Below are 15310 nucleotides of genomic sequence, written 5' to 3' on the forward strand. Positions count from 1 at the left end.
GTTCATCGTTATGCCGCCCGGTAGCTGCTCAGCACCTGCTGCAGCAGGGCGTCATCTTGCGGCGTCAGCTTGCGCGCCATCGCCAGGGTGAACACCAGCACCCGGCCCTCCGCCAGCGCGAACACCGCCTGGTTTTGCCAGATGCGTTTGCCGTCGCGCAGGTAGCTGGCGCGCACCCATTCACCGGCGGTTAATCCATCGCCCAGCGTCGCCGGCTCGCGGCTTTTAAACGCCCAGCCTTTCAGCCCCTGCGCCAGCGCATCGAGCTGGCGGGTGACGTAGCCTTCCAGGTTTTCCGCCGGCTGCAGCGCATCGCGGGAAATATTGATTGAGGGGGAAACATCATCGCCGGCCAACAGCACGTTGACGGTGCGATCGGCATAGCCTTCCGGCAAAGCGACGCTGCCTTCGCTGAAAGCGCAGCGGGATAAAGCGGACATGCGAGGATCCTTTTGCATAAATAATGCTTAAGCATCGCATAACTTAGCCTTGAAATAAAACCATCAGGCACCGCCAATGTTGCGCGGCGTGACCGCGTTCACTGTGTGCAAGGCCGTGACCGGAACCTTGCCCGGGATCGGGCCGTAACATTACAGAATTATCTGAAACCATCGGCGCGCCGACGCCCTGATTATGGCTATACTCGGCTATCGTCCGTTTTTCAGGAGATCAGGATGCTGAGATTCACCCGTAGCGCGCTGCTGTGCGCCACGCTGGCCGCGTTCCCCGCCGCCGCAGAAACGCCGAAGTTCGGCCCGGAGCTGCAGGGTTTTCACTACCCTTATCCGTTGCAGCAGTTCAGTTTCACCTCGCAGGGGCAGCCGTTAAAAATGGGCTATATGGACGTGCCGCCGGAAGGCGCCGCCAACGGCCGCACCGCGCTGTTGCTGCACGGTAAAAACTTCTGCGCCGCCACCTGGCAGGACACCATCAAGGCGCTGAGCAAGGCCGGCTACCGCGTCATCGCGCCGGATCAAATCGGCTTTTGCTCCTCCACCAAACCTGCGCATTACCAGTACAGCTTCCAACAGCTGGCGCAAAACACCCACGGCCTGCTGCAGAACCTGAAAATCAGCCGGGCCATCGTCATCGGCCACTCCACCGGCGGCATGCTGGCCACGCGCTACAGCCTGATGTATCCGCAGGCAGTGGAGCAATTGGTCATGGTCAACCCGATCGGCCTCGAGGACTGGAAGGCCAAAGGCGTGCCGTGGCGCAGCGTCGATCAATGGTTCGAGCGCGAGCTGAACACCTCCGCCGAGGGCATCCGCAACTATGAGCAGCGCACCTACTACGGCGGCCGCTGGAAGCCGGAGTACGATCGCTGGGTGGATATGCTGGCCGGGCTGAACAACGGGCCGGGCCATCGCCTGGTGGCGTGGAACTCGGCGCTGATCTACGACATGATCTTCACCCAGCCGGTGTACTACGAGTTCAAGGATCTGCAAACGCCCACCACCTTGATGATCGGCACCGCCGACACCACCGCCATCGGCAGCGATATCGCCCCGCCGGCGGTCAAGGCCGGGATCGGCCACTACGCGGAGCTGGGCAAACAGGCGGCGAAGCTGATCCCGCACGCCACGCTGATCGAGTTCGCCGGGCTGGGCCACGCGCCGCAAATGGAGGAGCCGGAGCGTTTCCATCAGGCACTGCTCAAGGCGCTGCAGCCCTGAGCGGCCGGTTGGCGCAGCCGCCGCGCGGCGGCTAAACTTTCAGCTGGCACTCAACGGCAGGAGACAGCCATGCGACAGATTATTGCCAGCGCCTTCGTCAGCCTCGACGGCGTGATGCAGGCGCCGGGCGGGCAGGACGAAGATCGCAGCGGCGGCTTTCGCTTCGGCGGCTGGACAGCCCCCTACTGGGATGACGCCATCGCGGAAACGATGGGCGATCTTTTCTCCGCGCCGTTCGATTTGCTGCTGGGGCGGCGCACCTACGATATTTTCGCCGGCTACTGGCCGCAGATCACCGACGAGGCCGATCCGTTTTCCGCCGATATCGCCCGCGTATTCAATCAGGCCACCAAGTACGTCGCCACCCACCACGGCGAGACGCTGGCGTGGCAGAACAGCCAGTGGCTGGGGCGGGACATCATCGCCCGGCTGCGCGAGCTGAAGCGCACCCAGGGGCCGGTGCTGCTGGTGCAGGGCAGCAGCACGCTGATGCAACAGCTGCTGGCCAACGATCTGGTGGACGAATTGCGCCTGCTCACCTACCCGGTGCTGCTCGGCAGCGGCAAGCGGCTGTTTGATGACAACGCGGCGCCGGCGGCCTTTACGCTGGCCCAATCAATGGTCTCGCCCGGCGGCGTGATCGCGGCCCACTATCGCCGCGCCGGCGCAGTAACGACCGGCTCCTTCGTGGCGGAAAACGCGGCGGCGGCCCAGCCGTAAAAAAAGGGCCGTTCGGCCCTTTTCTCTTTTCCTTCATCGCCCTCAGGCAAACAGAATATCGCTCTGCTCCACCTGCCCGACCACATGGATCTTGAAGTCGGCGGCGTAGCTGTTGCTCTGGGTGTTCATCAGCAGATCGGTGGTGCCGTTGAAGGCGTCGAAGTTGAGCTGGATCTCGCCTTTCTGGCCGCTGAAGGCGCTGCCGCTGTCGATAAAGCGCAGCTCGCTCAGGCTGTTGTTGAAGCGCAGGCCGGAGAGATCGATCTTGTCGATGCCGTGCTCGAAGTCTTCAATCACGTCGAACGCCGCCACCGTGGACTCTTTGGCATTGAGATAGACGAAATAGTCGGTGAAGTTGTTGGCATCTTTGCCGCCCCACAGATGATCCGCCCCCATCCCACCGTACAGGATGTCCGAACCGGCGTTGCCCGCCAGCAGGTTGTCCTGATCGTTGCCGATGATCACATCGCGCCCGCTGCCGCCGATGGCGTTCTCGATGATCGCCCCGCGCGCGATGGCGACGTTCTGCGTGCCGCCGCCTACGCTGGAGAACGCGCCGTCGTTCAGGTTGATCATTTGCTGCTGGCTGTAGCCGGAGAAGTCCAGCGTGTCGTTGCCGCCGGCGTCCCACACCGCGAAGTTGACCGGTTTGCCGTTGTCCGCCGTGGCGGTCAGGAAATCGCGCCCGGTGTTGGAGTTGAAGCCGTACACCGTGTCGCCGGTGCGGGTGCTCATATTGGCGCCGTACAATTTTTGGATCGCGGCGATGTCATCCACCATCGGGCCATAGCCATACACCCCTTTGGTGTCGGCGCCGGTATAACCAGCGTTGAAATAGCTCATGATCGAGTATTGCAACGAATCCTGATAGTAAGCGGCATCGTTCTGGTAGCTCGGGTTGCCCAACGAGGCGTCATAAGATCCCGGGTGCGCCAGCCCCAGGGCATGCCCCAGCTCGTGGGTGAAGGTCTGGCTGCTGAAGTCGCCGCTAACCGGCGCCTGATGGGTGGCAAAGTTTTTGTTGAACCACACCGTGCCGGCAAAGGCGTTATCGCTGCCCGGCTTAGAGCTCGGCGGGTAATAGGCGTACGCGTTGATGGCATTCGGGCCGCTACCGGCGGCGGTGCTGCCGTCGGCGCGCTGGGTGAAGTACGCGAAGGTGATGTCCGCGCGGTGGTTGATATCGGTGGACGCCGCCTCGGTAAAGGTCACGTTCGCCACGTCGGCCCACGCCTGCATCGATTTCAGCGCCTGTGCCTGCGCCGCCTGAGTCAGCGGTTGCAGCCCCTTGTCACCGTCACCGGTCTGGCCGATGCGGTTCAGCGCGCTCTGCGTCAGGAAGGAATAGGTCAGCGCCACCGGCTGGTGATAGACCTGATCGCCGTTGTGCGTCAGGCCCGGCCGCGTCAGCTGATCGGCGGCGCGATCGAAGCTGAAGTTATCGCGGATTTTACCCAAGTTGTTAATGGCGGCTCCGCCGCGCTGGTTGCTGTACAGGTTGGCGTTGTCCAGCGTAAACAGCGCGCCGTACCCTAACCCATCATAGAGGCTGCCGGGCTGGTGATAGTAAAACTGATAGTTATGATCGTTGGGGGATGTGGCGGACAGGCTGGTGAACTCATCGTCATCTTGCAAAATATCGTTGTGGCGACTGCTCATTGCATTCTCCTTTTACACAGTAGGAATCCACTCGCTTTGTAAGACTATTCATCAGTCGTTCTAATCTAAGCCAGGGCTTAGGATTGACCAGTATAGTAATTAACCCCGACGGCGCGAGCCCACGCCGCCGCGCATCATCGCGCCGGGCGTTAAGACGGAAATAATCATAACGATTTGTATTAGCGAAGTATTAATGAGAAAGATAAGCGTATCGGCGGGCTAATGACTCGTCTTTATGGGCATGTTATCGCCGCTTAGATCAGAATTATCGAGGATTAAAAAACCTAATCCTTGCCTCATCATCCCGCTGGGAACGTGCTAAGGTGTGGACGGACAGCCGAAAGGAGTGACCCGATGCCAACCCATTTCCTTATGCGCGCCTTGCGCCGCGCCAGCCTGACAGGAGTCGTTATGAGCGTATTGTGCAGCAGTGCCCTGAGCAGTTCACTGCCGTTGCTGGAACCCGCCGCGCTGAAGGGCGACTGGCAGCTCGCCGCCATCGGCGACGGTAAAACCGTCTGCGAGGTGCAGCTGAGCGACGAAGCGGTGGCCAACACCAACGCCTTCCGCTTCAGCGCCTCCGCCCAGTGCCTGCAGCCGCTGGCGCTGCAAACGTTACCGGTCGCCTGGCGGCCGACGCCGGACGGCATGACGCTGACCGACGCCGAAGGCGGCATGGTGGCGTTTCTGGCCCTGACCGCGCCAAAGCGCTATGAGCTGATCGATCGCGGCGGCCCTTCGCGCTTTGTGCTGATCCCGCGCTAATCCCTCAGGCCAACAGCAACCCGAGCAGCGCGCCGCCCGCCAGCACCCACAGCGGATGGAGGCGCTTGCTCATGCTCAATCCCGTCGCCAGCGCCACGATCGCCGCCAGCCGCCAGCTGGGCGCGGAAGCCTCGGCGATCAAGATACCGCTGGCCGCCACCAGCCCCACGGTCAGCGGCACCAGCCCGGCCTGCACGATGCGGCGCCACGGGCGATCCTTAAAGCGCCGCCAGGCGCCCATCACCAGCAGCGTGACGATGGAAGACGGCCCGAACTTGGCGACCGAAGAAACCAACAGCCCCGCCCAGCCGGCCACATGCCAGCCGACCAGCGGCACGATCATCATGTTCGGCCCCGGTGCGGCCTGCGCCATGGCGAACAGCGCGCTGAACTCCTGGGCGCTCATCCATTGATGCACTTCCACCACCTGCCGCTGCATCTCCGGCAAAATGGTCATCCCGCCACCAAACGCCAGCAGAGAGAGCTCGGTGAAGATCAGCGCCAGCGCAATCAAAACCCCGCTCATGACGGCCACCGCCACATCAGCAGAATGCTCAGCGGCGCCAGCACCAGCATGGTCGGCAACAGCGGCAGGCGCAGCCAGGCGATGGCGATCAAGGCCAGCGCGACGATCGCCAGCGCCGGCCATTTGCCGCGCAGCGGCAGCAGCATCTTGATCCCGGTCGACAGCAGCAGCCCGGCGGCGGCGGCGGCCAGCCCGGCGAACACATGCTGCACATGCGGATCGTTTTGGAAGCGGGCGTAGACCACGCCCAACCCCACCACGATCGCCGTCGGCGCGCTGATGAGGCCCAGCAAGGCGCACAGCGCGCCGCGCAGCCCGCGAAACTCCATCCCCACCGCCACCGACAGGTTGATCACGTTGCCGCCGGGCAGGAACTGGCACAGCCCGAGCAGCTCGGTGAACTGTTCGCCGCTCAACCAGCGCCGGCGCTCCACCAGCATACTGCGCGCCAGCGGCAGCACGCCGCCGAAGCCGATCAGCCCCAGCCACAGAAAGCCCACAAACAGCTCCGCGTTGCCCGGCGCTGCCGCCGGGTGCGGTTTTAACGTATTGATATCTGACATGACATTGCCATTCCACATCGCTTGTTTTGATGTCTGGTATCATGCGCGCCGCCGTGCCATGATGTCTAATGCATTCCGGAACAACTAAAGATACCTTTGAGGTATGGCTATGATCGAACTGCGTCGCCTGCGGGCATTCGTCACCGTGGTGGAAGAAGGCAACATCACCCGCGCTGCCGAGCGGCTGTTTATCCAGCAGCCGCCGCTGACCCGCCTGCTGCAGGGGCTGGAAGATGAACTGGGCGTCACCTTGTTGCAGCGCCTGCCGCGCGGCGTGCGCGTCACCGAAGCCGGCGGCGTGCTGTTCGAAGAGGCCCGCGCCTTGCTGGCGCGCGCCGAACGCCTGCGCGAAGCGGTGCAGCGCGCCGCTCGCGGCGAGCAGGGGCACATCGCCATCGGCTTCACCAGCTCCGCCGCGCTGCACCCGTTCGTGCCCAACCTGCTGCGCCGCTACCGCGACATCCTGCCGGGCATCACCACCCAGCTGGAAGAAGCCGGCAGCGGCGAACTGATGGAGGCGTTGCTGGAACAGCGCCTCGACGCCGCCTTTGTGCGCTCGCCGGCCAGCGGCATTCCCGGCCTGAGCGTGGAGCCGGTGCTCAGCGAGCCGATGATCGTCGCCCTGCCGCTGGGCCACCGGCTGGCACAAGAAACGCAGCAGCCGCTGCCGCTGGCCGAACTGGCCCACGAGGCGTTTATTCTCTATCGCCGCCCGGCCGGCCAGGGGCTGTACGACGCCATCTTGGCCGCCTGCCACCGCGCCGGCTTCAGCCCGCGCATCGTGCAGGAAGCGCCGCGCCTGCCGGCCACCCTCAGCCTGGTCGGCGCCGGGCTGGGGCTGTCAGTGGTGCCCGGCTCAATGCGGCGGCTGGGCGGCGACGGCATCGTCTACCGCACCCTCGCCGAAGAAGCGCAGCTCAGCGCCCCACTTTACCTGGCGCTGCGCCGCAGCCCGGCTTCGCCGATCGTCGAGCGCTTTCGGCAACTGGTGCTGGAGACCGTGGGGCAGTCATAAAAAGCCCGAACGGCCAATAAAAAATGCCGTTCGTTTATTATTTATTTAAACCGGTCGGCGACTAAAATTAATTCCAATTAATGACTATTCAACTTCCGGGGAATTAATCAAACCCGCTCTCACTTAGTAACAAACGCAAACAAATAAGCGCCTACCCAATAAATTCCAGCCACTAGGATTTAAGGGTCACAGCCTGTTCCCGCCGATGACAAAAAATCATTTCAATGGCGCTCGCGCCTTCCTTGTCGCCTGCCTCTGCGGGCGCACGGTTTTATATTGGAGAAAACGCTATGCTATCGCGTCGTGATATATTGAAAGTCTCCGCCGTCAGCGCAGCGGCCGCCGGCATGATCGGCGGCATCGCTAAAAATGCCGCTGCCGACGACCATCGCAATATCGTGCCCCCCAGCAGCTATCAGCCGCCTGCTAATGCGCAGCATCTCTATAAGTACAAATTCACCGACAGCAAGAAACGCAGCCTGCCCAGCGGCTGGGCGCGCGAGGCCACCGTCGAGCAGTTTCCAATCTCCGAAGGCGTGGCGGGCGTCGACATGACGCTGGAGCCGGGCGGCGTGCGCGAGCTGCACTGGCACGCAATCGCCGCCGAATGGGCGTTTATGCTGGAAGGCCATGCGCGCATCACCATCCTCGATCCCGAGGGCAAATGCGAAGTGGCGGATTTCGGGCCCGGCGACGTGTGGTATTTCCCAAAAGGCTACGGCCATTCCATTCAGGCGCTGGCAGACGGCGCGCATTTTATTCTGGCGTTCGATAACGGCCATTTCTCCGAATTCGGCACCTTCAGCATCACCGACTGGGTGGCGCATATGCCGAAAGAGGTATTGGAAAAAAGCGTCGACATGCCGGCAGCGGTATTTTCCAAGGCCAAACAGGGTGAGGCCTATATTGTTGGCGGCGCCGTTCCGCCCACTTTGCCATTACCGAAAAACGACGGCGGATTAAATAACGCCCCGCTGACCCACCGCTATGAATTAATGAAGCAAAAGCCGTTCTTTGAAAATGACGCCGGCAGCGTGCATTTGGTGTCATCGAAAGAGTTTCCCATTTCCACCACCATGACCGGCATCATCGAGATCGTGAAACCCGGCGCGATTCGGGAATTGCACTGGCACCCCAATGCCAACGAATGGCAATACTATATTGCCGGTAAGGGCCGCATGACGGTGTTCAGCTCACACGGCCACGCGCAGACGGAAGAGTATGCCCCTTCGGACGTCGGTTACGTGCCGCAGGGCTTCGGCCATTACATCGAGAACATCGGCGATGAGGATTTGAAAGTGCTGATCGTGATGGACAACGGCATTTATCAGGATATTTCGTTGTCCGACTGGTTGGCGAAAACCCCGGCCTACCTGCTGGCGGATAACTTCAACAATCAGGTTGAGGACTGGCAGGATCGGCCGAAAGACAAGCGGGTCATGTCACGGCGCAGCCGCTGACGCCACGGCGAGGGAGAGACTCCCTCGCCCTCCGGCCTGCGCTTACAGCGTGGCGTTAAAAAACGGCACCAGCTTCTCCAGCGCCTGGGCTACCGGCTCCGGTTTGTCGTAGAGATCGTAATGCGACCAGCCTTCCACCACCACCAGCTCTTTGTGCTGCGATTTGGCGCGGCGCACGATCTCATAGCCGTCGCGCAACGCGCCGAACAGGCCGGGTTTGCTGCCGACGATCACCAACAGCGGCTGGGTCAGCAGCACTTCCGCCAGGTGGAACGCATCCCAACCCACGGCCACCGCGTTATGGGAATACAGCGTCTTGTTTACGCCGTTCGGCTTCTCGCCGCGCGCCGTCCGGTAGTATTCCGTCGCCTCGCGCAGATCGATATCGGCACCGTCTTGTTGCGCCGCCTCAACGCTCGGGTACAGGCCTACGTCCACGCGCAACGCCGCGCCGCGCGCCTCTGCGGTGCGCTGCCGGGCAATATCCTCCAGAAAAGCCACTGGATCGCCATTGGCCAACACGCCCTCGCGCATCACCCGGCCATAGTTGGCGCCGGTGATGGTCGCCACCGCTTTGATGCGCCGCTCCGTCATCGTAGCGTTGATGGCGTAACCGCCGCCGCCGCAGATACCGAGCACGCCGATACGCTGGTCGTCAACGTAGTCCAGCGTCACCAGATAATCGGTCACGACGCGAAAATCTTCCACGCGCTGAGCGGGATCTTCGATAAAGCGCGGTTCGCCACCGCTCTCACCCTGGAAGCTGGCGTCGAATGCGATGACCACAAAGCCGGCTTTCGCCAGCGCCGCGCCATAGACATTGCCCGAGGTCTGCTCTTTGCAGCTGCCGATCGGGTGGGCGCTGATGATCGTCGGGTACTTTTTCCGCTCGTCGAAATCCGGTGGGAAATGGATATCCGCCGCGATGTCCCAATACTGACGCTTGATTTTGACCGTTTTCATCATGAGTTCCTCACAGGGTTGCTGGCTCGGGAAACGCGCTCGGCATCGCTTCCGCTGGGATAACGATCACTTTAGACGTCGTATTGTTCTTTGAGAAGCACAGGGAATGGACTACAGTGTTAAGCTGTGATTTACAATGCGGAGCGTCTCGATGGATCCTTCCCTGCTTCCCTCACTGGCGTGGTTCGCGCATATCGCGCAGCACCGCAGCTTCACCAAAGCGGCGGCCCAAATGGGCGTTTCCCGCGCCGCGCTGTCGCAAAATCTAAAGGCGCTGGAAAAACAGCTGAATCTCAAGCTGCTCTACCGCACCACCCGCGATATGTCGCTCACGGAGGAAGGACAACGCCTGCTCGAGGCTCTGGCGCCCGCCCTCAACGCGATCGAACACGCCGTCAGCACGCTGGAAGAGAGCCGCCACGAGCCGGCGGGGCTGCTGCGGATAAACGCCTCGCGCACGGCCGCCAAGCACTTTATCGAACCGCATATTGGCGAATTTCTGGCGCGCTATCCCAGACTGAAGCTTGAGCTGGTGATGGACGACGGCATGGCCAGCATCATTTCCGAAGGCTACGACGCCGGCGTGCGGCTGGGTGAAAGCCTCGCCGAGCATATGGTGGCGATCCCCATCACCCCGCAGGTGGAACTGGTGGTGGTGGCCACGCCGCAATACCTCAGCCGTTACGGCACGCCCGCCACGCCGGCGGATCTGGTCAACCACAACTGCATCGCTTTTCGCCACGCAACCAGCGGCGCCATTTATCAATGGGAGTTTTCCACCCTTGAGCGGCACGCGCGCCATACCTTTTCCGTCGAGCCGCAAGGCAGCATGATTACCAACGACGACGACGGCATGATCCGCGCCGCGTTGCAGCATGTCGGCATTATTCAGCACTTTGATTTCGCCGTGAAGGCGCTGGTGGAACGCGGTGAACTGGTGCGGATCCTGCAGCCCTGGTCGCAGCCGTTTCCCGGCTTCTACCTGTATATCCCCTCCCGTGAGCACATGTCTTCCAAGGTCAGGGCGCTGCTGGACTTTCTGGTCGAGAAGCGCGCAGGCTAAGCCGGCCCGCGCGCCGTTTCGTTTTACTGTTTATGCGGCTCCGCTGGCAGCGACAGCAGCTTCGCGAGCAGCAACTCCGACATATTAAGTTCGGTGCTTAATACCACATGGCAGTTGGCATCGGGCTGCGGCGGATAGTTCATATATCGCCCCCGCATATCGCACAGGGTTTGCCCGCGGCCTGGCCCGTCGGAATCATCGATCGTCACCTTCACGTTAGGCGCAAGGCAGGCGCCGATGCCCTGCACCGCCAACACCGCAGCCACCGGATCGTGCAGCGCGCAGGCTTTGCGGCCGTAGGTATTGATATAAAACTGGATATACCGTTCCAGCATTTGCCCTATGGCCTGCGCAAACCGGCTCTCGGCCGACAGCAGTTTGAGCCGATCCGCCTCTTCAAAAGTATGCGACATGGTGACATCAAGCGGCACCATCACGATATTCTTCATCGCCTTAAACACCATGGCCGCCGCCTCCGGATCGCAGGCAATATTCGCCTCCGCAACGGGCGTTCGGTTGCCGGGCGCCAGTGCCGCACCACCCATGATCGTCAGCGTGCCGATAAGCTCTCCTAGCGCGGGCTCAAGCTGCAAGGCTTTGGCTATGTTGGTCAGCGGGCCGGTCGCCAAGATGTCCAGCTCCCCCGGATGCGCTCTGGCCAGCTCAACCAGCAGTTCGGGGGCCGAGAGCGGCGCCAGCTTGGCGTGTGAGGCTTCCAGCGCGATGTCGCCGATGCCGTTGTCACCGTGTATATGCTGCACATCGCAAAGATACGCCTGGCGCAGGTAGTCCCGTTCCCCCACGGCGACGGGGATCGCGGGAAAACCGGCCAGACGGGCAAGCTCCAGCGTATTTCTGGCTCCGGCATCGGCGGCGACGTTGCCGCAAACCGTGCCGATCGCCAGAATATCCACCTTGTCGCTTTCTGCGAGCAAATAGCCCAGCGCCATCGCATCATCGATGCCGGTATCGCAATCAAAATATAATTTTATTTTCTTCTCGCTCACCGTTTGTCTCCATTTTCTGTATTAAGAGAGGCAACCCAAAGATCCATTTTCTTCCGATACGTCATTTTGGCCTCGTCGCCGGCGAAACTGGCGGCAAAAGCATTCAGGGCCACATCGACGATATCCTGGGTGGAAAATGCAAATTCGCTCTGACAGATCAGATATTCATCCACCAACGTGGTGTGCAATAAGACCGGGTCGTCGGTATTGATGGTCGCGATGACCCCGGCATCCCGCAGCCGGCGCAGCGGATGTTCCGCGTAGCCGGGATAGACGCCCAGTTTGATGTTCGAGGTCAGGCATACGCCGATGGGGATACGCCGTTCGGCCAACAATTCCACGACGGCCGGGTCGTCTATCGCCCGAACGCCGTGATCGATGCGGTCGGCCCCCAGCAGCAAGATGGCGTCGCGCACGCCCTCTGCGCCGCTGGACTCCCCGGCATGCACGGTTCGCTTCAACCCGGCCCTGCCCGCCTGGGCGAAAGCCTGCGCGAAACGCGCACCGCTGCCTTTGGTGACGGCCTCATTGCCATCGACGGACAACGCGACCACTCTGGGGTGCCGTAGCGCGGTTAAAAAATCCACCAGCTCACTCGCCTCGGCGGCGGTTTGCCGGCGGAGCAAACTGACGCACAGCCCAACGGACGCCAATCCATCCTCTTCGGCCGCGCGCAAACCGGCATCAATCGCATCGATCATGTCACCGAGCCTGCCGCGCCACGCTTTCCAATGGGTCGGGTTGAAAATCAGATCGGCGTACAGCCCGCCATCCCGCGACAGCCGTTGTGCATAGGAGTAGCTTAACTGCGCCAGGCGTTCGCGGCTGCTCACCAGGCTGCAGGACCAATCGAGGAAATCGAGAAAGTCGGCAAGCCCGTTAAAATTCAGCAGCTCGGCCTGCTTTCTGGGCATCGGTATCCCCGAGGATAACGCCCAGGCCGAGAGCTGTTCCGGCTCAAAGCAGCCCTCCAGATGCACATGCACTTCCGCCTTCGGCAGGGAAACCATCTGCGCTCGAGAGAGCATGGTTTGGTTTACATTCCATCCCATAAAATGGCTCCCAAGGGTTATTTATGCAGGCCAACGAGCACTTTTTCGCGCACCGTGAGTGACGGCATGGGTGCGAAAGACTCGTTGAAGGGGAAGTGAATGCGGTAAAAAACGCGGTGAGACGAGGAATGATCTAGGGTAAGCATCGCAATCTGTTAATCCTGTAATGAGTTAGATGGCAGGCCATCTAAAAATTCATCAACAGGTCAGTAACCTATGCGTGCGGCAACCGGTGAAGGCGGACACGCCTCTCTTCACCGAAGCCGGCACGGCATCACCCCATCCTCACTGCAACGCCCGATTTCTATGGGCGCCGGCAATCATCGATGGGGCCGTTCTCTTACCTGAACCTATGTAAAACATGGCGTGTTAAAGCAGAGTCGCTGGGCAGCCGCTGTTATGCGCGGCAATCGCCAGCAATCAGCGCCAAAACACGCCGCCAAGCTTATGAAAGCCAAGGGGGCTTGTAAAGCCCTTCCCCAACGCTGGGAACGTCAGGCCTTTCTCAGCAACAGCGCCCACAGCGCCAGCACGGCAAAGGCGATGTATATCGCCATAAAAAGAACAATGGCGGTGAACAAGGCGCCCACTACCCCTATTTTATCCGCCAGCCAACCTGCGGCCGGCGGCATGATATTGAACAAATAGACGATAAAGTAAAACTTCGACACCGCGTTCCACCCTGGCGCCGCTAGCGAGAGCTTATTGATCAGGATGGCACCGCCCACAAAAACCGCGCCGTACGAGAAGCCGGACAGCGCCAGACTCACCGCCGCGCTGGTCACAGAACCGCTTTCGAGCGCCATGGTCATCATCACCATAGAGAAAACCTGCGCAATCAGCCCCAGCACCAAAGAAAACTCAGGCTTCAGAAAACGCGGGATCGTGAACTGCACCACGCCGGCCACCAGTAAATAACCGGTGGCGATATAGCCAAAGCCTGCGGGTGACTGGAGCCCGAAGACCTGGATCGCGGCCGTCGGCCCCAACGACAGGATCAGCGCGGCGTATGACCAGGAGATAAACACGCACAGCGCAAGCAGATAGAACAGCGGTTGGCTAAAACCGGCGCCCTTTTCTGCCGTTTTCGTGTCCGCGACGCCGAGGGTAGGCAATCCTTTCTTCGGCCAAAGCAGGACGATGGCGATCGCGGAGAGGAAAACCAACGCGGCGATGGTCACCGCCGGCGAAGTGAGCGGGTAAAACGCCAGTTGGGCGTAAACGCTGCTGATCACCGGGCCCAGCGCCAGGCCGGTCACCAAAGCCAGGCTACCCAACAGCGCGGCGCGTTTGGCGCTGTCACCGCGGCTGACGTTGATCAACAAGATGTTGATGATGGCCGTGGCCGTACCGGCCCCTAAACCGGAGATAAACCTGAACAGGCACAGCGCCTGCAAAGAACGAGCAAAGGAAAAGCACAGCGTAGGCACCACCACCACCATCAGCGACACCACCACCAGCAACCGGGCATTTTTATCGGTGATGGTGAGCCTGCGTGATAAAAACAAGGCCAGCAATACGCCAAACCCGTAGGAAGAGAAAATGAAAGTCAGGTCGATATTACTCAGGCCAAGGGTTTCTTGATAGAGGGGATATAACGGCGTAGGAGAGCCGCTGTTCAACAAGATAAAAAATAAAGCGATCGTCAACGCCGCTAATAGGCTCACCTGGCTGCGGTTTGTCTGGTCAGAAGTCATTATGCCACCATCATGGAAAATACCGATCGTAGCACCCGACCGGATCGCGAACTTTCGCGTTCGCACTTTTTTTCTTATCGTTCGGACAGGACGGCGGGATAACCTGTACACCGGCTGGCGCCTCACCCATAATGCGTTCACCTCGCCGCACTGCCGGGATCATGCATAGCCCTGGCGCAATAGCGACTATGCTCAACAGTAAACGTATCAGACAAGCAGGTAATAATGGATCCGTTATCCGATATTGTTTCCAGGCTAAAAATCAGCAGCCAGAAAATTGTGACGTTTGACATGAGCGCCAATACCAAAGCGCTGTTTCCCGACTATTCCGGGATGAAAATTTATATCGCCAAGCGCGGATCTTTTTTCATTAAACTGGCGGGCGACGCCAACAGTTACCCGATTGAACAAGGCGATGTGCTGATCTTATCCAGCGGGCGCGAATTCAGCATTTTTGATAACCCTAACGCGCCGGCCATCGATATAACAAAAATTCACGTGATGAAAGACCGCTCCTCCTGCTTCAGCAACGGCGGGTGCGATTTCTCCTTTGTGGGTTGCCGCTTCGTATTTCAGATCAACGATACCTTCCGCTTTATCACCAGCCTGCCCGAACCCATCGTGATCAAAACGCAGCGGGAGGAGAACGCCGGCATCAAGGATTTCCTGAGCCGCCTCTCGTCGGAGATAGAAAATCCTGGCCCGGGCAGTGAGCTCATCACCGAGCATCTGCTGCAGATCATTTTGACGCAGGCGCTGCGCATGCTGCTCTCTTCCGGCGCGCTCGGCCGCGGCGAGGGCTGGTTTTACGCGATGGCGGACAAACATATCGGCCTCGCGCTGACCCGCATACACGACCAGCCGGGCAAGAAATGGCGCCTGGACGAGCTCGCCGGCGTGGCCGGCATGTCGCGCACCGCCTTCACCACCCGCTTCAGAAAGCTGGCCGGCTACAGCGTCAACGAATACATTCGCATCTGGCGTTTTAGCCTGGCCATCGAGCGAATGGTCGCCAATAAAGAAAAAATATCCCAGATCGCCTTTGACCTGGGATATGAATCGGAAAGCGCCTTCAGCACCGCGTTCAAGAAAAGCATGGGCGCGTCGCCAAGAAGTTATATCGGCAGCCATATTTCCTGAAGCG

15 protein-coding genes are annotated in these 15310 nt (G+C 60.5%); 7 read left to right on the plus strand and 8 right to left on the minus strand.

The window, feature by feature from the left end; translation table 11 throughout:
* Positions 1-8: 8 nt before the first annotated feature.
* Positions 9-440, minus strand: a complete 432-nt coding sequence (locus ACJ8HT_RS16325) for a DcrB-related protein (protein WP_033655257.1) — start codon at positions 438-440, stop codon at positions 9-11.
* 234 nt (positions 441-674) lie between these two features.
* Here ACJ8HT_RS16325 and ACJ8HT_RS16330 point away from each other — a divergent pair, with 234 nt between their 5' ends.
* Both ACJ8HT_RS16330 and ACJ8HT_RS16335 read left to right on the plus strand, forming a co-directional pair.
* Complete coding sequence (locus ACJ8HT_RS16330; protein WP_194571583.1) at positions 675-1676, plus strand: alpha/beta fold hydrolase; 1002 nt, start codon at positions 675-677, stop codon at positions 1674-1676.
* A gap of 69 nt (positions 1677-1745) precedes the next feature.
* Entirely contained in the window at positions 1746-2396 is a 651-nt protein-coding gene (locus tag ACJ8HT_RS16335; protein ID WP_195873673.1) for a dihydrofolate reductase family protein, read from the plus strand.
* 42 nt (positions 2397-2438) lie between these two features.
* Here the strand turns inward: ACJ8HT_RS16335 and ACJ8HT_RS16340 are convergent, their stop codons facing one another.
* Positions 2439-4055 (minus strand): serralysin family metalloprotease, encoded by a 1617-nt coding sequence (locus ACJ8HT_RS16340; protein ID WP_197653487.1) that lies wholly within the window; start codon positions 4053-4055, stop codon positions 2439-2441.
* 411 nt (positions 4056-4466) lie between these two features.
* Between ACJ8HT_RS16340 and ACJ8HT_RS16345 the strand changes: the two genes are divergently transcribed.
* The gene (locus tag ACJ8HT_RS16345; RefSeq protein WP_197653486.1) at positions 4467-4820 is read left to right on the plus strand and encodes an AprI/Inh family metalloprotease inhibitor; all 354 of its coding nucleotides are present in this window, start codon (positions 4467-4469) and stop codon (positions 4818-4820) included.
* A 4-nt stretch (positions 4821-4824) separates the two neighbouring features.
* Here the strand turns inward: ACJ8HT_RS16345 and ACJ8HT_RS16350 are convergent, their stop codons facing one another.
* Entirely contained in the window at positions 4825-5346 is a 522-nt protein-coding gene (locus ACJ8HT_RS16350; RefSeq protein ID WP_060440697.1) for a chromate transporter, read from the minus strand.
* Positions 5343-5909, minus strand: a complete 567-nt coding sequence (locus ACJ8HT_RS16355) for a chromate transporter (RefSeq protein ID WP_033634481.1) — start codon at positions 5907-5909, stop codon at positions 5343-5345. The genes ACJ8HT_RS16350 and ACJ8HT_RS16355 overlap by 4 nt, the downstream gene beginning before the upstream one ends.
* A gap of 103 nt (positions 5910-6012) precedes the next feature.
* On the opposite strand from ACJ8HT_RS16355, the gene ACJ8HT_RS16360 reads away from it, so the two are divergent.
* Positions 6013-6924, plus strand: coding sequence for a LysR family transcriptional regulator (locus tag ACJ8HT_RS16360; RefSeq protein WP_100395832.1), 912 nt, complete (start codon positions 6013-6015; stop codon positions 6922-6924).
* Between the two features lie 290 nt (positions 6925-7214).
* Entirely contained in the window at positions 7215-8384 is a 1170-nt protein-coding gene (locus ACJ8HT_RS16365; RefSeq protein WP_197653485.1) for a cupin domain-containing protein, read from the plus strand.
* Positions 8385-8426: 42 nt separating this feature from the next.
* Here the strand turns inward: ACJ8HT_RS16365 and ACJ8HT_RS16370 are convergent, their stop codons facing one another.
* A complete protein-coding gene (locus tag ACJ8HT_RS16370; protein ID WP_194572615.1) occupies positions 8427-9347 on the minus strand; it encodes an alpha/beta hydrolase in 921 nt (306 codons plus the stop codon).
* Between the two features lie 151 nt (positions 9348-9498).
* On the opposite strand from ACJ8HT_RS16370, the gene ACJ8HT_RS16375 reads away from it, so the two are divergent.
* A complete protein-coding gene (locus ACJ8HT_RS16375) occupies positions 9499-10410 on the plus strand; it encodes a LysR family transcriptional regulator (protein ID WP_197653484.1) in 912 nt (303 codons plus the stop codon).
* Between the two features lie 23 nt (positions 10411-10433).
* On the opposite strand, the gene ACJ8HT_RS16380 is transcribed toward ACJ8HT_RS16375, so the two are convergent.
* The 3 genes from ACJ8HT_RS16380 to ACJ8HT_RS16390 form a co-directional block, all read right to left on the minus strand.
* Positions 10434-11417, minus strand: coding sequence for a nucleoside hydrolase (locus ACJ8HT_RS16380; RefSeq protein WP_197653483.1), 984 nt, complete (start codon positions 11415-11417; stop codon positions 10434-10436).
* Positions 11414-12469 (minus strand): adenosine deaminase, encoded by a 1056-nt coding sequence (gene add, locus ACJ8HT_RS16385; protein ID WP_197653482.1) that lies wholly within the window; start codon positions 12467-12469, stop codon positions 11414-11416. Before add ends, ACJ8HT_RS16380 begins: the two co-directional genes overlap by 4 nt.
* A 494-nt stretch (positions 12470-12963) precedes the next feature.
* Positions 12964-14166, minus strand: a complete 1203-nt coding sequence (locus ACJ8HT_RS16390) for an MFS transporter (RefSeq protein WP_197653481.1) — start codon at positions 14164-14166, stop codon at positions 12964-12966.
* Positions 14167-14391: 225 nt separating this feature from the next.
* Here ACJ8HT_RS16390 and ACJ8HT_RS16395 point away from each other — a divergent pair, with 225 nt between their 5' ends.
* Positions 14392-15306 (plus strand): AraC family transcriptional regulator, encoded by a 915-nt coding sequence (locus ACJ8HT_RS16395; RefSeq protein WP_194572620.1) that lies wholly within the window; start codon positions 14392-14394, stop codon positions 15304-15306.
* Positions 15307-15310 lie beyond the last annotated feature (4 nt).

The sequence above is a fragment of the Serratia sp. CY44782 genome, from assembly GCF_052168715.1.
GTDB lineage: Bacteria > Pseudomonadota > Gammaproteobacteria > Enterobacterales > Enterobacteriaceae > Serratia > Serratia nevei.

What these genes read in the sequence shown, in the direction of transcription:
- ACJ8HT_RS16325 (WP_033655257.1), bottom strand. Translation starts at nt 440, where the DNA reads ATGTCCGCTTTATCCCGCTGCGCTTTCAGCGAAGGCAGCGTCGCTTTG.
- ACJ8HT_RS16330 (WP_194571583.1), top strand. Translation starts at nt 675, where the DNA reads ATGCTGAGATTCACCCGTAGCGCGCTGCTGTGCGCCACGCTGGCCGCG.
- ACJ8HT_RS16335 (WP_195873673.1), top strand. Translation starts at nt 1,746, where the DNA reads ATGCGACAGATTATTGCCAGCGCCTTCGTCAGCCTCGACGGCGTGATG.
- ACJ8HT_RS16340 (WP_197653487.1), bottom strand. Translation starts at nt 4,055, where the DNA reads ATGAGCAGTCGCCACAACGATATTTTGCAAGATGACGATGAGTTCACC.
- ACJ8HT_RS16345 (WP_197653486.1), top strand. Translation starts at nt 4,467, where the DNA reads ATGAGCGTATTGTGCAGCAGTGCCCTGAGCAGTTCACTGCCGTTGCTG.
- ACJ8HT_RS16350 (WP_060440697.1), bottom strand. Translation starts at nt 5,346, where the DNA reads ATGAGCGGGGTTTTGATTGCGCTGGCGCTGATCTTCACCGAGCTCTCT.
- ACJ8HT_RS16355 (WP_033634481.1), bottom strand. Translation starts at nt 5,909, where the DNA reads ATGTCAGATATCAATACGTTAAAACCGCACCCGGCGGCAGCGCCGGGC.
- ACJ8HT_RS16360 (WP_100395832.1), top strand. Translation starts at nt 6,013, where the DNA reads ATGGCTATGATCGAACTGCGTCGCCTGCGGGCATTCGTCACCGTGGTG.
- ACJ8HT_RS16365 (WP_197653485.1), top strand. Translation starts at nt 7,215, where the DNA reads ATGCTATCGCGTCGTGATATATTGAAAGTCTCCGCCGTCAGCGCAGCG.
- ACJ8HT_RS16370 (WP_194572615.1), bottom strand. Translation starts at nt 9,347, where the DNA reads ATGAAAACGGTCAAAATCAAGCGTCAGTATTGGGACATCGCGGCGGAT.
- ACJ8HT_RS16375 (WP_197653484.1), top strand. Translation starts at nt 9,499, where the DNA reads ATGGATCCTTCCCTGCTTCCCTCACTGGCGTGGTTCGCGCATATCGCG.
- add (WP_197653482.1), bottom strand. Translation starts at nt 12,469, where the DNA reads ATGGGATGGAATGTAAACCAAACCATGCTCTCTCGAGCGCAGATGGTT.
- ACJ8HT_RS16390 (WP_197653481.1), bottom strand. Translation starts at nt 14,166, where the DNA reads ATGACTTCTGACCAGACAAACCGCAGCCAGGTGAGCCTATTAGCGGCG.
- ACJ8HT_RS16395 (WP_194572620.1), top strand. Translation starts at nt 14,392, where the DNA reads ATGGATCCGTTATCCGATATTGTTTCCAGGCTAAAAATCAGCAGCCAG.